We start from the raw sequence: 20,723 nt of genomic DNA, 5'->3' as shown, positions 1-20,723 counted from the left end.
GGATGTCAATCGTTGTCGATAACGTTTTACATGGCTAGTCTGAGCCGATGCAGCCCAGTTCCAGGGTGACCATCCGTGACGTCGCGGCCCACGCCGGCGTCTCGGTGGCCACGGTTTCCAAAGTGATCAACGATCGCTACGGCGTCTCCGCCGCGACGCTCGCGAAGGTCCGCGCGGTGATCGAAGAGCTCGGCTACGAAGCCAGTCTCGTGGCGCAGAGCCTGCGCAACCACCGGACCAATGTGATCGGGATTCTGGTCGCCGACCTCGAACCGTTCTCGACCGAGCTGCTCAAGGGGGCCGCGGACGCCATCCGCGGCAGCGGGTTCGAGCTCGTCGTCTACTCCGCGGGCGGGCGCACGGGCGACCCCGTGGGCTGGGAAAAGCGGTACCTCTCCAGACTTTCGGGCACGCTCGTCGACGGCGCCGTGCTCGTCACGCCGGCCGTCTCGCTCGAAGCCGTCCCCGGCACGCCGGTCGTCGCGGTCGACCCGCACACCGGGCCGTCGCACCTGCCCACCATCGACTCGGACAACCTGCGCGGCGCGCAGCTGGCGACCGAGCACCTGCTCGACCTGGGCCACCGGCGGATCGCGTTCCTCGCCGGCCGGCCCGACCTCGAATCGGCGTCGCTGCGCAAGGCCGGGTACCTGCGAGCTCTCGAAGCGGCGGGCGTATCCGCCGACGAGAGCCTGATCCGGGTCGGCGCCTACGACCCGGAGGTTTCCGCGGCCTCGGCGCACGACCTGCTGACCGGCCCGGACCGGCCGACCGCGGTGTTCGCCGCGAACGACATCTCGGCCATCGCGACCGTCGGCGCGGCCCGCGAGCTGGGGCTTTCGGTGCCGGACGACCTTTCGGTGGTCGGCTTCGACAACGTGCCGGAATCCGCGCTCTGCAGCCCGCCACTGACCACAGTGGACCAGCCGATCCGCGAGATGGGCCACCGGGCGATCAGCATGCTCATCGCGCTGATCAACGGCGACGAGGTCGGGCGCACCCACGTCACCCTCGACACCGGCCTGGTGGTGCGGAGCTCGACCCGGGCCCTCTCCTCCTGAACTCCTGTGCCATCCGGGGCTTCGCCACCCGGAACCCCGAAAGCTCCCTCCTGACGAAGGGCGGAAAGCCTTGACCACGCAGCCTGCCGCGGCCACCGAGCCGTGGCGCGACCCCGCGGCCGACCCGGGCGAACGCGTCCGCGCCCTGATGGCGCGCATGACGCTGCGCGAAAAACTCGCCCAGCTCTACGGCGTCTGGGTCGGCATCGACGCCGGCGGGGAGATGGCGCCGCACCAGCACGACTTCGTCGACGCCGCCGTCGACCTCGACGACCTGGTCCGCCACGGCATCGGGCAGCTGACCCGCGCCTTCGGCACCCGGCCGGTCGATCCGCTGATCGGGGCGCACAGCCTCGCCCGCACGCAACGCCAGATCGTCTCGAGCAGCCGGTTCGGCATTCCCGCCGTCGTCCACGAGGAATGCCTGACCGGGCTGGCCGCGTGGCAGGCGACGATCTACCCGGCCCCGCTGTCCTGGGGCGCGACGTTCGACCCGGACCTGGTGCGCCGGATGGCTACGCGGATCGGGCAGACGATGCGGGGACTGGGCGTGCACCAGGGGCTCGCGCCGGTCCTGGACGTGGCGCGGGACCTGCGCTGGGGCCGCGTCGAGGAGACGATCGGCGAGGACCCGTACCTGGTCGGGACGATCGGGTCGGCGTACGTCGCCGGGCTCGAGTCGGCCGGCGTGGTCGCGACGCTGAAGCACTTCGTCGGGTACTCCGCTTCGCGCGCCGGACGCAACCTGGCGCCGGTTTCGGCCGGGCCGCGCGAGATCGCGGACGTCCTGCTCCCGCCGTTCGAGCTGGCGCTGCACGCGGGCGCGCGGTCGGTGATGAACGCCTACACCGACACCGACGGCGTCCCGTCCGCCGCCGACCCGGCGCTGCTGACCGCCCTGCTGCGCGACACCTACGGGTTCACCGGAACGGTCGTCGCCGACTACTTCGCCGTCGCCTTCCTGCACCGCTTGCACGGTGTCGCGGCCGACCGCGGCGACGCGGCCGCGCAGGCGCTGACCGCGGGCATCGACGTGGAACTGCCCACCATGGACTGCTACGGCGAGCCGCTGCTCGCCGCGGTGGAAGGGGGCGCGGTCGACGCCGCCGCCGTCGACCGCGCCCTCGAACGGGTGCTGCGGCAGAAGTGCGAGCTGGGGCTGCTCGACGCGGACTGGGCGCCGGAAGTCCCCGAAGAGGTCGACCTCGACGACGCCGCTTCCCGGGCGCTGGCGCGCGAGGTGGCGGAGAAGTCGATCGTGCTGCTGCACAACGACGGGACGCTGCCGCTGTCCCCCGGCGCCTCGATCGCCGTCGTCGGGCCGCGCGCGGACGCCGCCGGCGCGATGCTCGGCTGCTACTCGTTCCCGCTGCACGTCGGCGTCCACCACCCCGACGTCCCGTTCGGTGTCTCGGTGCCGACGCTGGTGGAGGCGCTGCGGTCGTCGTTCGACGTCACCTACGCACTGGGCTGCCCGGTCACCGGTGGCGACGACGACGGGATCGCGGAAGCGGTCGCGGCGTGCGCTTCCGCGTCCGTCTGCGTGGCCGTGCTGGGCGACCAGGCCGGGTTGTTCGGCGGCGGGACGTCCGGCGAAGGCTGTGACGCGCCGGACCTGCGGCTGCCGGGCCGCCAGGAGGAACTGCTGGAGGCCTTGCTGGCCACGGGCAAGCCGGTCGTGCTGGTGCTGCTCTCCGGCCGTCCGTACGAGCTTTCCCGGCAGATCGACCGGCTCGCGGCGGTGGTCTCCGGTTTCTACCCCGGCGAAGAAGGCGGGCCCGCGCTCGAAGGTGTCCTCAGTGGACGGATCAACCCGTCCGGCCGCCTGCCGGTCAGCTTCCCGGCGGCCGGCGCGAGCCAGCCCTCGACGTACCTCGCGGCGCCGCTCGGCCGCCGCAGCGAGGTGAGCACGGTCGACCCGACGGCGCTGTTCCCGTTCGGGCACGGCCTGTCCTACGCGCCCGCGACCTGGGTCGACGTGAGCGCGACCGGTTCGCTGTGGCCGACCGACGGCGTGTGCCGGGTCCGGGTGACGCTGCGGAACGACCACTCCCGGCCCGCGTCGGAAGTGGTCCAGGTGTACCTGCACGACCCGGTGGCGGAGGTCGTGCGCCCCGAGCGGCAGCTGATCGCGGCCCGCCGGGTTGCGCTGGAGCCGGGCGAGACGGTCGTCGTGGACATCGGCCTGCACGCGGACCTCACGTCGTACACGGGCCGGTCGGGCCGGCGCCTGGTCGAGCCCGGCGACGTCGAACTGCGCGTGGGGACGTCGAGCGAGCGGTTCGAGGCGACCCTGCACTGCACTCTGAGCGGGCCTCGCCGTGAAGTCGGCTTCGACCGCGTGTTGGCGCCGGAGTTCGGGCGGTGAAACGGACCGCGGTGGTCGCCGTCCTGGCCGTCTTGACCGCGCTGGTGGTGGGTGCCTCCGGGCACCCACCCGCGTCGCACTGGGTGGCGACCTGGACGTCGATGCCGCAGCTGACCGAGCCCGCCAACCTGCCGCCGGCGCCGTACACGGGTACCGACCGGGTGCTGGACAACGCTTCCCTGCGCCAGACCGCGCACGTGTCCGCCGGCGGGCCCCGGATCCGCCTGCGGTTCTCGAACGCCTTCGGCGGGGCGCCGCTGCCGCTTTCGGCCGTCTCGGTGGGCCGGCCTCTCGACGGACGCGCGGGGGTTTCGTCGGTGGTCCCCGGCAGTGTGCTGCCGGTGACGTTCCACGGCAAGCCGTCGACGACGATCCCGGCGGGCGCGCAGGTGGTGTCGGACCCGCTGCCGTTCCCGGTGCGTCCCTTCGAGAACCTCACGGTGACGACGTACCTGGCGCACGGCCAGGGATCGCTGTCGATCACGTCCCACCCGGGTTCGCGCACGACGTCCTACCTGGTGCCGGGCAACCAGGTGACCGCCGCCGACCTGGCCGGCGCGACACCGGTGGACCACTGGTACTTCCTCAGCGGCATCGAGGTTCTCTCCCCCGCGTCGGCGGTGGCGGTGATCGGCGATTCCCTGTCCGACGGCCGGGGTTCGACTACCAACGGCAACGACCGCTGGCCGGACGTGCTGGCGTCCCGGCTGTCGTCGGCGGTGGTCAACGAGGCCGCGGGCGGCAACCGGGTGCTGCAGGACGGACTCGGGCCCAACGTCCTGGCGCGTTTGGACCGCGACCTGCTGGCCCAGAGCGGGGTTTCGTGGGCGATCGTGTTCGAGGGCGTGAACGACATCGGCACGGCGGCTCCCGCTTCCGCCGCGTCCACGGCGGCGGACCTGATCGACGCGTACGACCAGATCCTGACCCGCGCCCACGCGGCGGACATCCGGGTGTACGGAGCGACGTTGACCCCGTTCGGCGGCAACGAGGCGTACGACGACCCGCTGCGCGAGGCGGCCCGGACCGCGGTGAACGCGTGGATCCGCGGTCATTTCGACGCGGTCCTGGACTTCGACCGCGTGGTCCGCGACCCGGCGGCACCGACCCGGCTGCTGCCCGCCTACGACGTCGGTGACCACCTGCACCTCAACCCCGCCGGGTACCGCGCATTGGGGACGAGCGTTCCCGCGAGCCTGTTCCGGAATGGCTGACGGAATATCCGCCGGACGGAAAGTGGACAATTCCTGGACGTCATTTCCGCGTCGGCATCACTGATCGCTCACCCCCGTCTGACGGACCGTGATCACTGGTCCGGTCAACCGGGAGAGCGTTGTCTCGCGCCGGATATCTGTTGGGACACAAGCGAGTCTCGAACCCGGGGGTCTGTGACGGGGATCATGGTCGATGCCCCTATAGTGTCGCCGTCTCCGCTCGTCCCCATCCGTGTTCGTCGCTCCCGAAAAGGGGAAACATGTCCGACGTCATCAACAGCATCTTCGGTCGCGCTCAGAACGAAACTCCCAGTTCAGAAGGTTACGGCTACGGCGACGCGGCCCCCGCGACCGTCGACGCCGCCGAGACCGCGACGGTCGAGCCCGTTGAGGACACGACCGGGACCGAGGACGCTGTCGACGAAACCGCCGGCGTGGACGAAGCCGGCGCCACCGGCGAAGCCGAAGTGGACACCACCGACGACGCGTCCGGTGAAGCGGTCGCGGACTCGACGATCGAAGCCGACGAGGCCATCGAATCCGACGAGTCCGAAGAGTCCGGCGAGGACACCGGCACCGCCGACGAAGCGGTCGCGGACGAGACCGAAGCCGCCGAAGAGGTTCCGGTGGTCGTCGCCACGGAAACCGATGCCGCCGAAGAAGCCGGATCCCGTGCCGCCGCCGGCGCTCGCGGCAGCACCACGGTGGCCGACGGCGTCGTCTCGAAGATCGTCATCCGGGTCGCCCGCAAGGCCGAAGGCGTCTACGAGCTCGACGAGGCGGGCACCTCGGTCGAGGTCGAGGGCGAGGTCGCCACGATCGCCGTCACGCTGGTCGTCGAGTTCGGGCGCGCGGTGAAGACGCTGGCCGAGCAGATCCGCATCCAGGTCGTCGAAGCGGTGGAACAGTACCTGGGCCTCGAGGTCGCCTCGGTGGACGTCCACGTCGCCGACATCCATTTCCCGGACGCCGACTGATCTCCTCGCTCGGTCCCGGGTGTCGCGCCCGGGACCGGGCGTCCTTCACCGGCGCACGGCGTACCGCAAGTGGAGTACGTCGCGATCCGCCAGCTGCCGCACGAGTTCCAGCTCGACGGGTGTCCCTTCCCCGAACAACCGGCGGCCGGCGCCGAGCAGTACGGGCACGACGTGCAGTTCCAGCTCGTCGACCAAACCGGCTTTCAGCAACGCCTGCGTGGCACCGGCGCCGTGGACCATCACCGCGCGGTCGCCCGCCGCGGCGCGTGCATCTTCCGCGCACGCCACCACATCCGTGAAGAACCGCGCGCTCCCGGGCGGGGTGTCGGACGGGTCGACGTGGTGGGTCAGCACGTGGATCGGAACGCCGTCGTGGTGGTCACCGCCCCAGCGGCCGGCCAGCTCGAACGTGCGCCGGCCGGAGATCAGCGCGCCCGTCGCCATCGCCTCGGCGAACACCTGCCCGCTCGGCCCGTCGCCGTGACGGTCGTCCAGCCAGTCGAACAAGCGGAAACCGCCGCGCCCCATTTCCTGCCCGGGGCGATCGTCCGGCCCCGCCACGAAGCCGTCGAGCGACGTCGTCATGTACACCCTGATCGGTCCGGTCATCGCCGCCCCGCCTCCTCTGCGTCGTGGTCACCAGTGCGTCGAACAGGAGACGCCCGGATCGACAGCGGCGAGTGAGCGGGCGTCGCCTACTCCCCCTCGCCGCGCGCCCGGGTGATCACCTCCTCCAGGCGCAAGGGGCTCGCCGGGTGGTGGGACAGGCACAGCGGCGTCGCCACCTGGCGGAACCCGAACGCCTCGCCCGCCACGTAGAACTGCGCCCGTTCCAGCCGGGAGATGTCCGCGACCGGGCTTCCCTTCGCCCGGGCCAGCTCGTTGGCCGCCGCGATCTGAGCGGGGCTGTTGAGGCGGCCGAAGAACTGCGTCATCGCGTTGCCGACCACCTGGTTGTGCAGGCCCTTGGGCGCCTGGGTGGCGAACAGCAGGCCCAAGCCGTACTTGCGGGCCTGCGACGCGAGGACGATCGTGCTGCGCGTGCTCGCCGTCAGCGTGCCCGACGCCGCCATCGTCTGGGCTTCGTCCATCACGAACAGCGCGCCCAGCGGCCGGTCGCCCGCCGGGTTGCGCTTGATCCACGCGAACAGCTCCATCTGCAGCTGGTTGACGAAGTTCTGCCGCTGCTCGTCGGCCTGCAGGCCGACGAAGCTGATCACCGACACCCGGGCCCGCTTGCCGGCCGCCGGGGTCAGCAGCACGCCCGGGTCGACCGGTTCGCCGCCGCCGGCGAACAGCGGGTCGTTGACCATCGCCGCCTTCAGCACCTCGGCCAGGCCGGCCGCGATGCGCGGGGCGTCGTTGAGGTTGCTGACGTCCTCGGGCAGGTCGGTCAGCAGCTCGATGAGCTCGGGCAGGCTGCGCGACCCGGTCCGCGCGTGCCGGACGACCGCCTGGCGCAGCACCGCGAGCCCGATGTTCGTCTTCGCGGTGCTCCCGGTGAGCCTCGCTTGTGGCGCGAGCGTCGCGACGGCCACCTCGACGGCGGCGGCGAACTCGTCGGAGTCGTCGAGGACACCGCCGAAGTCCGGCAGCGGCTGGAACGCGAGCGGCCGCCCGGTGGCCCGCCCCGGCGTCCAGACGACGACGTCGGTTTCGGCGAGGTACCGCTTCGCGAGCTGGGCATCGTCGGGCCCCCAGCCGTCGGGCGGCGTGGGCCAGGCGTCGCCGAGCCGGGCGAGGTCGTTGTTCGGGTCCAGGACGATCGCGGAGACGCCCAGCAGCGCGCATTCCTCGATGATCCGCCGGAGCAGCACGGTCTTCCCGGAACCGGATCCGGCGAAGACGGCGGCGTGCTTGCGCAGCGCGGAAAGCCCGACCCGCACGGGCTCCCCAGAGCCGACGACGGTCCCGAGCGTGATCTCGCCATCAGCGGGCGGCGGGTGCGTCCCTTCGGCGGGCCGCCCCGGCGGCTTCTCCGACGCATTCTCCGATGGTTTCTCCGGCAGAACCGTCGACAACAGATCCGACCGGCTCGCGGGCCGCCGGTCGATCAGCCACTCGTGCAGCTCACGGCCGCCGGTGCCGAGCATCTTCTGCAACGCGGAGAAGGTCCGGACATCGGGCTCGCTGAGCCGGAGCGTCTTCCCGCCCGCAGCCGTGAACTTCTCGACTTCCAATTTCGTCTTGGCCCCACGTCCCCAGGCCTCGCGCAGGATGATGAGGTGGCGGTTGTCCGCGCCCTGCAACTGTCCCGCGGCGGACCGGGCCTTGCGGAACCGGCTCAACGCGGCCCGGGGGTCCCGTGCGGCGATCGCCCGGAACGCCCAGTGCTCCTGCAGGTCCGCGGCCTCGTCGAGGGTCCGGGAGAGCCAGGCGTGCACCTCGCTGCGCCCGTTCTGGCGCTCACACGACCATTCGAGGTCGTCGTCGCCGACTTCCGTGACCCAGCAACGCAGGGCCGCGGAGAGAAGGCCGGGCATCACCGTGTCCACGGTCTTCTCGGCGAGCAGCTTCTCGGGTTCCGCTTCCGCCTGCAGCTTCTCGAACTCCGTGTCGAGGTCGGCGAACCGATCGGTCTCGACCACGGTGCGCACCGGTGGGGGTGGCACAGTGACCTTTTCGTCGAAGGAGGTGAGCTCCTGGACCTGCCCGGCGCGCAGGCAGAGTTCGATGTGCGCGCCGATGCGCTTCAGCAGCTGCCGCGGAGTCCACTGTTCCCAGGGTTCCGCGAACGCCACGGGCGCGACGGGCCAGGTCGGGTGCGGCGGAGTGAATTCCATGGCCTGGTAAGCCACTCCGAGCCGCTTCGCCACCAGCGCCCGCCCGACTTCGGGGTCGAGGATCCGCCCGAGAGTCACCGACTCGCGGAAGCGATCGGGCACGGTGCCCGCCGACTTGCTCTTGATCTGGTCCCAGGTGCTGGGCAGGCAAGCCAGCACGGTGAGAGTCTTGTGGGTGACTTCCCGAAGCCCCATGAGCCCGTCGGCGATCTGCGCCACGAGCTGGTTTTCCTCGGTGCTGTTCCCGATTTCCTGGGTGCGCTGGGCGGACCGCGCGACGAGGGTGTCGAGCTGGTCGACGGCGATCACGACCGGCCCGGTCAGGGCGAGCAGCCGGGTGATCTCCTGCACGAGGACGCGCGCGGGTTTCGGCCGGGAGTAGATGTTCCACTCGCGGGCTTCCGGCGTGAGCTGCTCGTCCCCGTCCAGGAAGTCTTCGCCGATGTACTTGGCACCGCGGTCCCGGCTGGCGATGAGAACGAGAGCCCGCGCGGTGTCCCCGCATTCGTCGGCGACCATCTCGTCGAGGGACGCCAAACCGTCTACGAACGCCTCGACGTGCTCCGCGGTCAATCCGCGTCCGCGCCGGATCGTCGCCGTGACCTCGGCGTTGACGTGAGTGCGCAGGCACACGCGCAGCAGGAAGCTCTTCAGCTGCGACTCGCCCGAGTCGTCCGGCCGGGCCAGTCCCCGGCGCAGTGCCTCGGCCGTGTTCTCCCAGAACGCTTCGGCCGCGGTGACGTCGTCGAGGAAGAAGTACCCCCGCGCGCGATGCACCTGACGCCGGACGAGACCCAGCAGATGGGTCTTGCCCACCCCCTTGAGCCCGCGCAGGACGAGCCCGATCGGGCTCGGTCCGTCGCTGGTCGTGGCGTCGCGGATGCCCGTGTCGATCGCGGCGAGGGCGTCGGCGTGCAGGCCGTCGACGTGGTAGGGCGAGTCCCGCCACACGTGGTCGGGAGTGTCCGCCCAGTCGAAGCTCAGCGTCGCGAGTGCCTTGAGTTCGTCCATCACAGGGCCTCGATGGAGAGCAGGTGGTTGTCCTCACCGCCGATGCGGATCGCCGCCTCGTGGTCGGCCGCGGTGAGTGCCTTGCGGTTGTCCTCCGGGACGAGGTGCACCTTGCCCGCGCTGCTCAGCTTCTTCAGCACGGCATCGACCTCCGCCGCGGGCGCGCCGAGCTTCGGGCGCAGGTCCACCAGCCCGACCCAGCCACGGGGTTCCCGCACCAGCTCGCGGTAGGCGACGCGAATGCGTTCCTCGAGGGGAGCGTCCGAGATCACTTCGCCGGCCGGTTCGGCGGCGGGCGCTTCCACGGCGGGCCCGAAGACGTGGAACAGCCGCTTGTTCTCACGCTCGAGGTACCCGTTCAAACCGCCGAGCAGCACGTAAAGGGCGGAAGCGAGCGTGCTCTGCCCTCGCGGCGGAGGCGGCCCGTCCGCCGCGATCTCTTCTTCGCACCAGGCCCAGCCGCTGTCGCTCAGCAGGTGCACGAAGCTCTTCCTCGGCCCGGACGGCTCGCTCTCGACATACCCCAGCTTGTTCAGGTTCGTGCGGTCCTTGCCGGTGAGCGTGAACCCCACGACTTCCTGCAGTTCCTGGTTGGGCACTTCTCGTCCCAGCACCATCAGCGTGAACATCGCCGCTGTCTGCTTGTGGTTCAGGCGATCGGTCATCCGAGATTCCTCCGGTGGTTCGGCTTCGTCGTGGTCTGGGCGCGGGCGTCGAGGGTGCGCAGGAGCCAGTCGATCGATCGGCGGACCCTCGGCGGTGCCGCGTGGTGGTCGTCGCCGTGGGCGGGGCGGGTTTTCACCGCCACCGCCAGGTCCGTCGCGAGGTCACGGGTCCGGCCGCCGTCGCCCGCGCCGACGGCCGACTGCAACGCGAGGACCAGCTCGTCGACGAGGTCCCAGCGGGACGGGCGCAGCCGCGATCCGCGGGCCTGGCCGAGCACCGCCGCGAGGTCGAGGTCGTCGTCGGCCGCGTCGACCAGGGACGTGAAGCCCTTCAGCTGGCCGACGAGTTCGCGGGCCACCTCGGCCGGGCCACGCGAGCCGCTGAGCCGCAAGTAACGCAGGTTACCGACGTAGCCCGGCAGCCCGGCCGCGTCGGTGCCCGCGGTGAGCACCGGGATCACGCGGCGGTCCTGCCCGAGCGTGCGGTGCAGGAACAGCTCCACTTCGGCGGACTGCCAGCGGCTCACCTTGCCGTCGACGACCAGGCAGAGGTGCCGGGCGTCGTCCTCGGCGCGCGCGAGCAGCGAACGGTCGCCCGAGAGCGACTTCACCGCGCGGACGTCGCGCTTCTTCAGCTCGGCGATCAGCTTGTCCGTCGTGCCGACGGCCGAGCGCGGGGTACTGATCCGCAGCTCGTGCTTGAACTCCCGCCGGCTCGTGCGCACGGAAGCGACGTACGCGTCGCGGTTCTCGGCCAGCAGGTCGGTGCGGTCGAGCCGGCACGCGATCACCGCCGCGACCGTCTCGAGCGCGAACCCGATCTGGTCGGCGCTCGGCGTCTGTTCCGACAGCACCGGCAGCTGCTCGCCGAAACTCCAGTAGGACACGTACGGCAGGGTGAGGTGCCGGGCCATCGTCTCCGGCTCGACCGCCTGGTCGAGCCAGGGCCGGTACAGCTCGGCCGTCTCGTCGACGACGATGCCGCGCCAGGTCTCCGACCGGTCGTACTCCTCCCGGTTGTCGAACCGCGACAGCACCGGCAGGACGGTCAGCCGCGAGCGGTCGAACGGCAGGAGGTTGCGCGCCGCGTCGGCGCGCCGGGCCGCCTCCATCGCGCCGACGATGCTCTGCCGGTTCGCCGTGAACAGCAGCACGAGGTGGTCGGGCAGGTGCGCCGTGCAGATCCCGCCGATGTCCGAGATCCCGGTCCGGCTGTCGATGAGGACGAAGTCGTAGCGCTCGACCCACTGCTCGCGGCACTTCTCGAGGTATTCGCCGAACCCGGCTTCGTACAGGCCGTCCCAGTCGATCTCCTGCACCTGCCCGATGTAGCCCGCGTCTTCCCGGCCGGCCGCGATGAAGTCGAGCACGCCGACGTCCGCCAGCCGCTGGACGTGCGTCTCCGGCTGGAAGCGGCCGTGCCGGAAGTCGTCGACGAGGTCGACGACCCCGCCGCTCGGGCGCGCGGGCAGCCGCGGCCGGAAGTAGTCGCCGAGGCCGGGGGCTTCGAGGTCCCAGTCCAGGCAGAGCACGCGGTGGCCCCACCGGGCGAGCAGCACGGCGATGTTGGCCAGCGTGAAGCTCCGGCCGACCCCGCCCTTGTAGGAGTAGAAGGTGAAGACCGATCCCGGCATCCGTCAGAACCTCGGCATCCGCGCCCGCTTCGGCGGCTCCGGGGCCGGGGTGCGCACCGGCCAGTCGTCCCGCCACTCCGGCGCTCGTTCGATCAATTCCTCGAGCTCCGCGGCGATCTGCTTGATCTGCTGGTTGAAGTCGAGGTAGGCCGGCGCGGTCTGGAAGTGCTCGAAGGGGTGGTTCCACTGCTGCAGGTCACGCGGGCGCCGCGCGTGGGCCCAGTCGGGGAAGTTCCGGGAGTCGCAGAAGATCACCGGGTAGATCAGGGGCCGCCCGTGTTCCCGCCGCGGGCCGGCGGTCAGCGCCTCCCGTTCCTCCATCGACGCCCACTCGGCCAGGCACCATTCGTCCCGGAAGTACTTCGGCGAGCAGACCGGGAGCAGCACCCGGGAGCGCTGCAACGCCGAACTCAGTTCGGCCGGCCAGTCGGCTCCGACGCGCACCTGGTCGTCGAAGAAGATTTTGACGTCTTCGTACCGATTGTTGTCGAGCACTTCCAGGAGACGCGGGTGAAAATGGTGGCGAATCCACGCCGATATGTCGCTCGCGGTGCGCCGATAGCTGATGAACACGTCGTACTCGTACACGCGTGCCGACGCTCCTCACCGCTCCCCACCAGGCAGCTGTCATCCTAGATCCGCTTGGCACCGGCGAAGAAGGCGGGAAACCTGACAGATCCAGGACAATAACTGGCCACCCTCGATGCAGTGCCGGAAAACGCATCTTGACAAATCTTCCGGGCACCTATACATGACAGGCGTACATGGCGGGAGCCGCCGCGAAGCCTTTCCGGAATACCGATCTCCCGGATCGGTGAATCACCGACCGATCTCGAGGGGAACCCGATGACCGACCGCGAAGTACCCAGGGTGTTCTTCAGTTATTCGCACGACACCCAGGACCACAAGGACCAGGTCCGGCGGTTCGCGACCTTCCTGCACAGCCGGATCGGCCTCGAGGTCGTGCTCGACCAGTGGCACGACAACATCCGCATCGACTGGTCGCTGTGGGCGACCCGGAACATCAAGGCGGCCGACTTCATCATCGTGGTGGCGTCTCCGCTGTACCGGGAGCGAGCCGACGGCGACGCACCGCCGCACGAGGGACGCGGCGCCCAGTACGAGACCGCCATGATCCGGAACAAGCTGACCAAGGACCTCGAGGACGGCACCCGGCGGGTGCTGCCCGTCGTCCTGCCCGGCGGCTCGATCGACGACATCCCCGAGTTCCTCAACCCGTACTCGATGACGCGGTACGAGATCGGGGAGTTCACCGACGAAGGCGTCGCGGACCTGCTCGCCGCGATCACCGGGCGCGGGAAGCACCCCATGCCGCCGCGCGGCCGGTGGCTCGGGGGATCCTCCGAGCCGCAGCCGATCCTCGCGAGCGATCTGCGGTGGACCGGCACCAGCGCCGGGGTGCGCCGGGCGGCGGCCTCGATCGACGGCCGGCGGTACGAGGACAGCATCGTGCTGCGTTCGGACGCCGCGCCCGGGTACGTCGAGGTCGATCTCGGCGGCCACTACCAGCGGTTTTCGACCGTCGCCGGGGTGCTCGACGACGCGGCCGACCGCTTCCAGGTCGGCCGGTTCCGCGTGCTCGTGGACGGCGATCCCCGGTCCGAGCACGAAGTGACCATCGGGAAGCCGGCCGCGATCGACCTCGACGTCACCGGTGCGCTGAAGCTGCGGCTCGAGATGTCGCGCCCGGGGGTCGCGGCGTCTCCGTTCGGGTCCGCGGCCGTCGTCATCACACGGCGGCAAGGACGGCCGCCCGAGCTCGCCCTCGGGGACCCGACCGTGACCTAAGGCGTGATGACCACCTTCAGCGCCGAGTTCGCGGCCGCGTTGGCGAACACTTCGTACGTCTCCTCCATCTGCGCGAACGTGAACCGGTGGGTCCCCATCCGCTCGGCCGGGATGCGGCCGGACGCCACCATCTTCAGCAGCGTCGGGATCGACACCGTGTCCACCAGGCCCATCGTCAGCGTCAGGTTCTGGATCCACATCTCCTGCATCGGCAGCTCGACCGGGACGCCGTGCACGCCGACGTTCGCGATGCGGCCGCCCGGGCGGACCAGCGACGCCGCCGTCAGCAGCGTCTCCGGGTAGCCGACCGCCTCGATCGCCACGTCCACGCCGAGGCCGTCGGTCAGACCCAGGACGTCCGAGCGGGTATCAGGGCCCGCTTCGAACGCGTCCGTCGCGCCGAACTCCAGGGCCTTCTCCAGGCGGAACTTGTTGGAGTCCACCGCGATCACCCGGGACGCGCCCCACAGGCCCGTGGTGAGGATCGCCGCCAGGCCGACCGCACCGGCGCCGACCACCGCCACCGTGTCGCCCGGGCGGACGCGACCGGCCAGGACGCCCACCTCGTAGCCCGTGGGCAGCGAGTCGGCCAGGAAGATCGCCTGGTCGTTCGTGACGCCGTCGGGAACCGCGTACAGCGACGTGTCCGCGAAGGGCACGCGCACCAGCTCGGCCTGCGTCCCGTCGATGAGGTGCCCGAAGATCCAGCCGATCCCCCCGACCGTCTGGCAATGCGACGGCATCCCCCGGCCGCAGTATTCGCAGCGCCCGCACTGGGTGATGGCCGGGACGAGCACGCGATCGCCGACCGCGAACGCCCGGACCGCGTCGCCGACGGCGGTCACCGTGCCGACCGCTTCGTGGCCGAGAATGCGCCCGTCGGTGACCGCGGCGACGTCGCCCTGCAGGATGTGCAGGTCGGTGCCGCAGATCGTGGTCGTGTCGACGCGCACGACCACGTCGGTCGGTTCCTGGACGACGGCGTCCGGGACGTCTTCCCAAGCCTTCGCACCCGGACCGTGGTAGACCAGCGCCTTCATCGTCGCCTCCGTCGGCCGCCCGGCTCTCGCGGCCGGGCCCGGCCGTCCTCGACGCTAGGACCGCGGCGGCCCCACGGCTGTCGCAATTTGAGACTCAGGCGTTGCGGGCCATGAACGTCCGGGCGTCACCCGCGGCAGGGTCGACGAAGACGATGTCGTCCGGCCGCCGCCGCGGTACGTCGATCGCCAGCACCACGAGGGGTTCGGCGGTGATCCGCGGGAAGCCGTGGACCTTCCGCCGCTCGAAGCAGAGGAACATCCCCGGCCGCGCCTCGAACTCCTCGCCGTCGAGGTGGAACGTGCCACCGCCGCTGAGGAGGTACAGGTGCTCGTCGCACTCCTCGTGGTAGTGCAGCGGAACCTCGCGGTAGATGCGGAAGATCCGGGCGCTGGCCGACGGCTTGTCGACGAAGTACTTGTCCACCAGCATGGTTTCCGCGGATTCCGGCAGCGCCGCGGCCTCCGCGTGGACGTCGAAGACGCTCTGGCTGTTGTCGCTCTCCATGACTGTCAAGCTAACGCCCGGCACGCCGCAAGGTCGACGGCGCGCAACGCCGCTCCGACGCCCGCCAGCGCCGCCGCGTTCATCGACAACGACGTGATTCCCAGTCCCACCAGCACCGGCGCCAGCGCCGGATCCGCCGCCGCCTCGCCGCACACCCCCACCGGTTTCCCCGCCGCCGCGCCGGCTTGCGCGACCAGGCCGGCGAGCCGCAGCAACGCCGGCTGGTGCGGGTCGTTCAACGCGGCCACGGCGCCCAGCTGGCGGTCCGCGGCGAAGACGTACTGCGCCAGGTCGTTCGTGCCCAGGGAGACGAAATCGACCTCGGTGAGGATTTCCGCCGCGCACAACGCCGCCGCCGGGATCTCGATCATCACGCCCACCCGGGCGATTCCCGCGGCGCGCGCCCGCGACGCGAACCAAGCCGCCTCCGCCGCCGTCGCGACCATCGGGGCCATCACGGACAGCTCGACCTCCGTGTCGGCCGCCGCCGCGGCGATCGCGGCCAATTGACGGTCGAGGAGGTCCGGCCGCTCGAACGCGACCCGCAGCCCGCGGACGCCGAGCGCGGGGTTCGGCTCCGCCCCCATCGGCAGGAACGCGAGCGGCTTGTCCGAACCGGCGTCCAGGGTCCGGACGACGACCGGTTTCCCGCCGAACGGCTCCAGCACCGCCGCGTAGGCCGCGCGCTGCGAAGACTCCGTCGGTTCCGAAGTCGCCGACAGGTAGCAGAACTCCGTGCGGAACAGCCCGATGCCTTCGGCGCCGGCCGCGGCGGCGGCGCGGGCGTCCGAAGCCGAGCCGACGTTGGCGAGCAGCTTCACGCGGTGGCCGTCGGCGAGCCGGCCCACGCCGTCCCACACCGGGCGGGACGTCCGCGCCGGCGCCACCACCCGGCCGTCGGACGGCGAAACCGTGCCCGCGGAACCGTCGACCACGAGCCCCGGGCCGGAAAGCTCCAGAGCACCGGCGCACGCGACGACGGCGGGAATGCCCAGCGCCCGGGCCAGGATCGCGGTGTGGCTCGTCGGTCCGCCCTCTTCCGTCACCAGCGCGAGCACGAGGTCCGGGTCGAGCCCGGCGGTGTCGGCCGGCGCGAGGTCGCGCGCCACCAGGACGCTCGGCGACGTCAGCTCCGGGACGCCGGGCGGAGTCAGCCCCGACAGGGAAGCGACGACCCGGTCGCGGACATCGGCGACGTCCGCGGCGCGTTCGGCCATATACCCACCGGCGGCCCGCAACGCCGTCATGAACTCCCCCGCCGCCTCCCACACCGCGCGCGGCGCGGGCAGCGAGCGCTCCGAAACCAGGCGTTCCGCGGAGGCGATCAACGCCGGATCGGACGCCATCGCCGCGGTCGTCTCCAGCACCGACCGGGCATCGCCGGACACGGAACGGGCACGATCGGACAGCGTCGCGGCGACCGACGCCGCGGCCGGCCCGATCTTGCCCGCTTCCGCCGCGAGATCACCCGAGAGCGCCGAAGCGTCGGGTTCGCGCAGGTCAGCGACCACGACGACGCGCGGACCGGCGACCCGGCCGGGGCTGACTCCGACTCCGGACAACTGCATGGCGGGACCTCCGAGCGCAAAGGATCTCGTAACTGGGGATTGACAGTACGGTAACAACGGGCACAATCAAACGGCAACGGGCAAACATCGGAGAGGAACGGGCATGTACGCCGCTGAACGGCATCAGCTCCTGGCACAACGCGCACGGCGCGACGGCCGGGTCGACGTCAACGACGTCGCCACCGAACTCGGTGTCGCCCCCGAGACCATCCGCCGCGACCTCGGCGTCCTCGAACGCCAGGGCGTCGTCCGCCGCGTCTACGGCGGCGCGGTCGCGGTCGAGCGGCTCGACTTCGAACCCGAGGTCGCCCTGAGGGACCAGACCAACGCCGCCGAGAAGGACGCGATCGCCCGGGCCGCCCTCGACCTGGTGCCCGAGCGCGGCTCGATCCTGCTCGACGCGGGCACGACCACCAGCAGGCTCGCGACGCTGCTGCCCGCCGAGCGCGAGCTGACGGTGATCACCAACTCGATCCCGGTCGCGTCGATCCTGGCCACCCGCCCGGGGATCACGCTGCACATCCTCGGCGGCCGCGTCCGCGGGACGACGCTCGCCGCCGTCGAAGCGTGGACGCTGCGCGCGCTCGACGGCCTGCTGGTGGACGTCGCCTTCCTCGGTGCCAACGGCTTTTCCGCCGAGCACGGCTGCACGACGCCGGACATGGCCGAGTCCGCGGTGAAGGCCGCGGTGGTCGCCGCCGCCCGCAAGCGGGTGCTGCTGGCCGACCACAGCAAGTACGGCACCGACCAGCTCAGCCGGTTCGCGCGGCTGGCCGAAATCGACGTCCTGGTCACCGACAGCGGCCTCGACGCGGGCGCCGTGGCCGAGCTCGAAGAGGCGGGCCCGGAGGTGGTGCTGGCGTGATCGTCACCGTGACCCCGAACCCGAGCCTCGACCGGACCGCCCGGCTGGCCGAGCTGCGGCGCGGCGAGGTCATCCGCGCGGAGGCCGTGCGGCTCGACCCCGGCGGCAAGGGCGTCAACGTCGCCCGCGCGCTGGCCGCCGCCGGCACCCCGACCGTCGCGCTCCTGCCCGCCGGCGGCCTCGTCGGCGAGCGGCTGGCCGACCTGCTCGCTCCCGAAGGCGTCCCCGTCGTCGCCGTGCCGATCGCCGGGACGACCCGCAGCAACATCACGCTCGTCGAAGCCGACGGCACCACCACGAAGATCAACGAGCCGGGCCCGGAGATCTCCCCCGCCGAGCTGGCCACCCTCGAACGCCGTGCCGTCGAGCTGGCCGCGCGGGCGGACTGGCTGGTGTGCTGCGGAAGTCTCCCCTCCGGCGTGCCCGACGACTTCTACGCGCGGCTCACGAAACTCGCCCACGACGCCGGGGCGAAGGTTGCCGTCGACTCCTCCGGCGCGCCGCTCGCCGCCGCCTGCGCGGGCGGTCCGGACCTGCTCAAGCCGAACCTCGACGAGCTGACCGAGCTCGCCGGGCACCCGCTGCCGCTGCTCGGCGACGTCGTCGCGTTCTGCCGCGAGCTGATCTCCGGCGGTGTCGGCCGCGTGCTGGTCAGCCTCGGCGCGCGCGGCGCCGTGCTCGTCGAGGAGACCGCCACCTGTCACGCGCTCGGCCCGCTGGTCGCCGTGCGCAGCACCGTCGGCGCCGGAGACGCCGCACTCGCCGGGTTCCTCCACGCGGGAGGGACCGGCCCCGGAGCCCTGCGGACCGCGGTCGCCTACGGCACCGCCGCGGTCACGCAGGAGGGCAGCCGCATGCCCACCCCGCACGACGTGCACCCCGAGCAGGTGCGCGTGCTCGACGCCGACCCCACCCTCACCCTCAGCGGAGCCGCCGCATGACCACCCCAGACCTGATCACCGCCGACCTGGTCGACCTCGGCCTCGACGCCGCCGACAAGCACTCCGCCACGCGCGGGCTCGCGCAGCGGCTCGTCGATGCCGGGCGGGTGACCGACCTCGGCCTCTTCCTCAAGGACGTCGCCGCCCGCGAGGAGCAGATGGCCACCGGGCTCGAGGGCGGCATCGGCATCCCGCACTGCCGCTCGGCCGCGGTGACCGCGCCGACGCTGGCGTTCGGGCGCAGCGCCGCGGGCGTCGACTTCGGCGCCCCGGACGGCCCCGCCACGCTGATCTTCCTCATCGCCGCACCGGAAGGCGGCGGCAGCGACCACCTCAAGGTGCTGGCCGCCCTCGCCCGCCGGCTCGTCCGGGCCGAGTTCAAGCAGAACCTCCTGGCAGCCACCGACGCGGCGGCCGTCGCCGAGTACATCCGCCAGGAGGTGTCCTGACCATGAAGTTCGTCGCCATCACCGCCTGTCCCACCGGGATCGCGCACACCTACATGGCCGCCGAGTCGCTGGAGCAGACCGCGAAGGCCAACGGCGACACGATCGTCGTCGAGACCCAGGGCTCGGCCGGGTCCGAACCCCTGTCCGCCGAGGACATCGCGAGCGCGGACGCCGTCATCTTCGCCGCGGACCTCGCGGTCCAGGGCCGGGAACGCTTCGCCGGCAAGCCGATCGTCGAAGCACCGGTCAAGGCCGCGATCAACGACGCCGCGGGGCTGTTCGAACGCGCGAAGGCCGCGGCCCGGGAGCCCGCCCCCGCCGCACCGGCGCTCACTTCCAAGGTCGGCACGAACGACAAGGCCGGCACCAAGGTCCGCCAGTGGCTGATGACCGGCGTCAGCTACCTCATCCCGTTCGTCGCCGCGGGCGGGCTGCTCATCGCGCTCAGTTTCGCCTTGGGGGGCTACAAGATCGTCGACGCGCCGAAGGTCACCGAGCAGTTCGACCCGGGGTCGGTCGCCGGCTGGGCGGCGCTGATGTTCCAGATCGGCAGCGCCGCGTTCGACTTCCTGGTGCCGGTGCTGGCCGGGTTCATCGCCTTCGCGATGGCCGACCGCCCGGCGATCGCCCCCGGCTTCGTGGGCGGCGCGATCGCCGTCACCGTCGGCGCCGGGTTCCTCGGCGGCCTCGTCGCGGGCCTGCTGGCCGGTGGCGTCGTGCTCGCGCTGAAGCGGATCCAGGTGCCGAAGGCGATGCGCGGCATCATGCCGGTGGTGGTGTACCCGCTGCTCGGGTCCATTGTGGTCGGTGTCCTGATGTACGTCCTGGTGGGCAAGCCCATCGCGGCGGCGACGACGGGACTGACGAACTGGCTCAACAGCCTCAGCGGCGTCAGCGCGCTGCTGCTGGGCGCGCTGCTCGGCCTGATGATGGCGTTCGACATGGGCGGACCGGTCAACAAGGCGGCGTACGCGTTCGCGGTCGGCGGGCTGACCACCGGCGCGACGGCGTCGCTGCAGATCATGGCCGCGGTGATGGCGGCGGGCATGGTGCCGCCGCTGGCGCTGGCGCTCGCGTCGACGGTGCGGAAGAAGCTGTTCACCGAAGCCGAGCGCGAGAACGGCCGCGCTGCCTGGCTGCTCGGCGCCTCGTTCATCACCGAGGGCGCGATCCCGTTCGCCGCGGCGGATCCGTTCCGCGTGATCCCGTCGATCATGCTCGGCTCGGCCGTGACGGGGTCGCTGTCGATGGCGTTCGGCGCGACCCTGCGCGCCCCGCACGGCGGGATCTTCGTGCTCCCGCTGATCGGCAACCCGCTGCTGTTCCTGGTGGCGCTGGTCGCCGGCACCGCGGTCGCCGCCGGTGCGGTGATCCTGCTGAAGCAGGTGCGCTTCCGCGCTTCCGAACGTTCCGCCGCCGTTTCCGGCCAGCCCGTCAGCGCCTGAAGGAGTCCACTGTGTACCAACGCCGCACGCTCGTCGCCAGCAGTGTCGGGCTCCACGCCCGGCCCGCGGGTCTGGTCGCGAAAACGGCCGCCGGTCAGCCGGCCAAGGTGAAGATCGCCAAGATCACCGGCGGGGTGGCCGGCGACCCGGTCGACGCCGCGAGCGTCCTCGGGTTGATGACCCTGGGCGCGGCTTTCGGCGACGAAGTCGAGTTGACCGCCGACGGTGACGCGGCCCAGGAGTCCGTCGACGCCCTGGCCGAGCTGATCGCCCAGGACCTCGACGCATAACACCCAGCGACCCAAGGTGGCCTTCGGTGCGTCTGACGCACCGAAGGCCACCATTGGTGCGTCAGACGCAACCAAAGCCACCGTGGGGCGCGGGGGTC

The 20,723-nt window shown here is 71.5% G+C and carries 18 protein-coding genes; 10 read left to right on the top strand and 8 right to left on the bottom strand.

The annotated features are described in order from the left end of the window. Positions 1 to 47: 47 nt before the first annotated feature. From AB0M83_RS32485 to AB0M83_RS32470, 4 genes are all read left to right on the top strand, one after another. Positions 48 to 1,061, top strand: a complete 1,014-nt coding sequence (locus AB0M83_RS32485; protein ID WP_364522759.1) for a LacI family DNA-binding transcriptional regulator — start codon at positions 48 to 50, stop codon at positions 1,059 to 1,061. A 70-nt stretch (positions 1,062 to 1,131) separates the two neighbouring features. Next, complete coding sequence (locus tag AB0M83_RS32480; protein WP_364522757.1) at positions 1,132 to 3,429, top strand: glycoside hydrolase family 3 N-terminal domain-containing protein; 2,298 nt, start codon at positions 1,132 to 1,134, stop codon at positions 3,427 to 3,429. Further along, positions 3,426 to 4,643: an SGNH/GDSL hydrolase family protein gene (locus tag AB0M83_RS32475; RefSeq protein ID WP_364522755.1), complete on the top strand. Its 1,218-nt coding sequence runs from the start codon at positions 3,426 to 3,428 to the stop codon at positions 4,641 to 4,643. The genes AB0M83_RS32480 and AB0M83_RS32475 overlap by 4 nt, the downstream gene beginning before the upstream one ends. A 260-nt stretch (positions 4,644 to 4,903) precedes the next feature. Continuing rightward, a complete protein-coding gene (locus AB0M83_RS32470) occupies positions 4,904 to 5,620 on the top strand; it encodes an Asp23/Gls24 family envelope stress response protein (protein WP_364522753.1) in 717 nt (238 codons plus the stop codon). A gap of 45 nt (positions 5,621 to 5,665) precedes the next feature. Here AB0M83_RS32470 and AB0M83_RS32465 read toward each other — a convergent pair whose 3' ends face one another. The 5 genes from AB0M83_RS32465 to AB0M83_RS32445 all read right to left on the bottom strand — a co-directional run bounded on the left by AB0M83_RS32465 (position 5,666) and on the right by AB0M83_RS32445 (position 12,301). After that, positions 5,666 to 6,229: a dihydrofolate reductase family protein gene (locus AB0M83_RS32465; RefSeq protein WP_364522751.1), complete on the bottom strand. Its 564-nt coding sequence runs from the start codon at positions 6,227 to 6,229 to the stop codon at positions 5,666 to 5,668. An 86-nt stretch (positions 6,230 to 6,315) separates the two neighbouring features. Further along, on the bottom strand, positions 6,316 to 9,414 hold the full coding sequence (locus AB0M83_RS32460; protein WP_364522749.1) for a DUF87 domain-containing protein: 3,099 nt from the start codon (positions 9,412 to 9,414) through the stop codon (positions 6,316 to 6,318). Further along, positions 9,414 to 10,079, bottom strand: coding sequence for a hypothetical protein (locus tag AB0M83_RS32455; protein WP_364522747.1), 666 nt, complete (start codon positions 10,077 to 10,079; stop codon positions 9,414 to 9,416). Before AB0M83_RS32455 ends, AB0M83_RS32460 begins: the two co-directional genes overlap by 1 nt. After that, the gene (locus AB0M83_RS32450) at positions 10,076 to 11,713 is read right to left on the bottom strand and encodes a CATRA system-associated protein (RefSeq protein WP_364522745.1); all 1,638 of its coding nucleotides are present in this window, start codon (positions 11,711 to 11,713) and stop codon (positions 10,076 to 10,078) included. Before AB0M83_RS32450 ends, AB0M83_RS32455 begins: the two co-directional genes overlap by 4 nt. A gap of 3 nt (positions 11,714 to 11,716) precedes the next feature. Next, a complete protein-coding gene (locus AB0M83_RS32445) occupies positions 11,717 to 12,301 on the bottom strand; it encodes a toll/interleukin-1 receptor domain-containing protein (RefSeq protein WP_364522743.1) in 585 nt (194 codons plus the stop codon). Positions 12,302 to 12,559: 258 nt separating this feature from the next. On the opposite strand from AB0M83_RS32445, the gene AB0M83_RS32440 reads away from it, so the two are divergent. Continuing rightward, on the top strand, positions 12,560 to 13,522 hold the full coding sequence (locus AB0M83_RS32440; RefSeq protein ID WP_364522741.1) for an SEFIR domain-containing protein: 963 nt from the start codon (positions 12,560 to 12,562) through the stop codon (positions 13,520 to 13,522). Here the strand turns inward: AB0M83_RS32440 and AB0M83_RS32435 are convergent. From AB0M83_RS32435 to ptsP, 3 genes are all read right to left on the bottom strand, one after another. Continuing rightward, the gene (locus AB0M83_RS32435; RefSeq protein ID WP_364522739.1) at positions 13,519 to 14,562 is read right to left on the bottom strand and encodes an alcohol dehydrogenase catalytic domain-containing protein; all 1,044 of its coding nucleotides are present in this window, start codon (positions 14,560 to 14,562) and stop codon (positions 13,519 to 13,521) included. The two genes, AB0M83_RS32440 and AB0M83_RS32435, sit on opposite strands and share 4 nt — an antisense overlap. Before the next feature lie 94 nt (positions 14,563 to 14,656). Continuing rightward, positions 14,657 to 15,067, bottom strand: coding sequence for a cupin domain-containing protein (locus tag AB0M83_RS32430; protein ID WP_364522737.1), 411 nt, complete (start codon positions 15,065 to 15,067; stop codon positions 14,657 to 14,659). A gap of 5 nt (positions 15,068 to 15,072) precedes the next feature. Further along, positions 15,073 to 16,635: a phosphoenolpyruvate--protein phosphotransferase gene (ptsP, locus tag AB0M83_RS32425; RefSeq protein WP_364522735.1), complete on the bottom strand. Its 1,563-nt coding sequence runs from the start codon at positions 16,633 to 16,635 to the stop codon at positions 15,073 to 15,075. A gap of 103 nt (positions 16,636 to 16,738) precedes the next feature. Between ptsP and AB0M83_RS32420 the strand changes: the two genes are divergently transcribed. The 5 genes from AB0M83_RS32420 to AB0M83_RS32400 are packed head-to-tail and all read left to right on the top strand — an operon-like array spanning position 16,739 to position 20,625. Further along, complete coding sequence (locus AB0M83_RS32420; RefSeq protein ID WP_364522733.1) at positions 16,739 to 17,500, top strand: DeoR/GlpR family DNA-binding transcription regulator; 762 nt, start codon at positions 16,739 to 16,741, stop codon at positions 17,498 to 17,500. Then, positions 17,497 to 18,441, top strand: coding sequence for a 1-phosphofructokinase (gene pfkB / locus AB0M83_RS32415; RefSeq protein ID WP_364522731.1), 945 nt, complete (start codon positions 17,497 to 17,499; stop codon positions 18,439 to 18,441). Before AB0M83_RS32420 ends, pfkB begins: the two co-directional genes overlap by 4 nt. Continuing rightward, positions 18,438 to 18,890: a fructose PTS transporter subunit IIA gene (locus tag AB0M83_RS32410; RefSeq protein ID WP_364522730.1), complete on the top strand. Its 453-nt coding sequence runs from the start codon at positions 18,438 to 18,440 to the stop codon at positions 18,888 to 18,890. Before pfkB ends, AB0M83_RS32410 begins: the two co-directional genes overlap by 4 nt. A gap of 2 nt (positions 18,891 to 18,892) precedes the next feature. After that, on the top strand, positions 18,893 to 20,335 hold the full coding sequence (locus AB0M83_RS32405; protein ID WP_364522728.1) for a fructose-specific PTS transporter subunit EIIC: 1,443 nt from the start codon (positions 18,893 to 18,895) through the stop codon (positions 20,333 to 20,335). Positions 20,336 to 20,346: 11 nt separating this feature from the next. Further along, entirely contained in the window at positions 20,347 to 20,625 is a 279-nt protein-coding gene (locus AB0M83_RS32400; protein ID WP_364522726.1) for an HPr family phosphocarrier protein, read from the top strand. Positions 20,626 to 20,723 lie beyond the last annotated feature (98 nt).

The organism is Amycolatopsis sp. NPDC051106, from assembly GCF_040682775.1.
In the GTDB taxonomy this organism is placed as follows: Bacteria; Actinomycetota; Actinomycetes; order Mycobacteriales; family Pseudonocardiaceae; genus Amycolatopsis.
Note: the sequence above shows the minus strand (reverse complement) of the source record. Positions and strands in the feature narration are given on the sequence as shown.